Source organism: Actinotalea sp. C106 (assembly GCF_023630195.1).
Taxonomy (GTDB): domain Bacteria; phylum Actinomycetota; class Actinomycetes; order Actinomycetales; family Cellulomonadaceae; genus Actinotalea.
In genome coordinates, this window is the sequence record NZ_JALPKN010000449.1 from 1 (window position 1) to 1,696 (window position 1,696).

Here is a 1,696-nt window from a genome sequence, read left to right on the forward strand (position 1 = left end):
GTCCCGACGACCACGGCGGCGGCCCCACGGGACAGCTCGATCAGCACCGCGGCGGCGTCCCCCGTGGCCACGGCCGAGGTGGTGCGCACCCCGCAGCCCTCGACCCGGGCCGCGGCCTCGTCGAGGACCGCGCGGGCCCCCTCCTGGATCGCGGTGTCGTCGATGGCCGCGTAACCGCCGTCGAGGGCCGTCGCGGTGAAGGAGGGCACCGAGTACGTGCACACTAGGTGCAGGCCGAACCCGTGCACCTTCGCGTGCCGCACGGCCCAGTCCAGGGCGTTCAGGCTCGCCGGGGAACCATCCACTCCGACGAGGACCACGTCCTCCACCGTCATCGTCGTGCTCCCTCCGCGCTGCCGCCGTGGATCACCCCCAGTGTGCCTGAAACCCGGGCGTCACGGGCGGGCCCCACGCACGGAACTCCCCTCGGGCCCGGCCTCGGCCCCTGCGAAGGCGTCCTCGACCTCAGGCCGAGGTCGCGACCGGCGGGGAGAGGTAGGCGGCCCAGGACGGGTCGGGGTGCACGTTCGCGGCGAGGAGCACGTGGCCGCCCCGAGGGGCCACCGGGGCGACGAGCAGGTGCCAGCCGATCTCGGACAGCAGCCGGTCAGCCTTGCGGTGGTTGCAGCGCGAGCAGGCCGCCACGACGTTGGTCCACTCGTGCCGGCCGCCCCGCGACCGTGGGTGGACGTGGTCGACCGTGTCGGCCGGGCCCGCGCAGTACGCGCAGCGGTGGGCGTCGCGCTGCAGCACGGAGCGCCGGGTCGGGGGGACCGTCCCCCGGTACGGCACGTGGACGTAGCGGGTCAGGCAGAGCACCAGCGGGACCGGCAGGGCCGTGCGCTCGGAGTGCAGCAGACGCCCGTCGGTCTCGAGGACCACGGCCTTGCCGCTCAGGACGAGGGTCACGGCTCGGTGGACGCCGACGAGGCACAACGGCTCGCGGCTGGCGTTGAGCAGCAGGGAGCGGCGCAGGGGCGCTGCTCGGTGCGGGGGCACGCCGCTGGCGGTGGCGGCTTCTGACGACATCAGCACGGCAGTCTCCCTGACCAGAGCGGTCAGGCCGGGCTGGCTGCCAGGCCTGGCTGGTGGAGCAGCCCTGTCAGGGTACGCGTAGAGCCCTGCGAGGACGACGACTTACCGCACGCAGCACGGAGGACGGAGGACGACAGAACCCACCGCGGACGACAGAACCCCGGACCCACACGGGTCCGGGGTTCTGTCGGTCGCGCTACGACTCAAGCGCGGTGCGTCGGGCCTGGATCAGCCGGTGACGCGGACGAACGTGGGGTTGCTCTGCCAGATGCCGCGGAACTGGATCGTCTTGCCCGGGCGGGGCGCGTCGATCTGCTGGTCGCCACCGGCGTAGATGCCGATGTGCCCCGGGGAGAAGATCAGGTCACCAGGCTGGGCCTCGGCCCGCGAGACGACGTACCCGGCGTTGCGCTGCTCACCCGAGGTGCGCGGCAGCGTGATGCCGAGCTGCGCGTACACGTAGGAGGTGAAGCCCGAGCAGTCGAACCCGCTGGGCGAGGTGCCACCGCTGACGTAGGGGACGCCCACATAACGGGCGGCGACCTCGAGGACGGCGTTGCCGCTCACGGCAGCGGGGACGGCGGCAGGGGCCGGGGCGGCCTCGGCGGCGGGCTGCTCGACCACGGCCTCGGCCGGGGCCTCGACCGCAGCGCGGTCGTTG

3 protein-coding genes are annotated in these 1,696 nt (G+C 73.8%); all 3 read right to left on the bottom strand.

The annotated features are described in order from the left end of the window. On the bottom strand, window positions 1-335 hold a 335-nt coding region (locus tag L0B03_RS17460; protein ID WP_250448232.1), incomplete at its 3' end, for a universal stress protein. Between the two features lie 130 nt (window positions 336-465). Continuing rightward, complete coding sequence (locus L0B03_RS17465) at window positions 466-1,029, bottom strand: HNH endonuclease (protein ID WP_250448234.1); 564 nt, start codon at window positions 1,027-1,029, stop codon at window positions 466-468. 234 nt (window positions 1,030-1,263) lie between these two features. Further along, window positions 1,264-1,696 (bottom strand): C40 family peptidase (locus tag L0B03_RS17470; protein WP_250448236.1); only part of this gene is annotated, 433 nt, incomplete at its 5' end.

What these genes read in the sequence shown, in the direction of transcription:
- L0B03_RS17465 (WP_250448234.1), bottom strand. Translation starts at nt 1,029, where the DNA reads ATGTCGTCAGAAGCCGCCACCGCCAGCGGCGTGCCCCCGCACCGAGCA.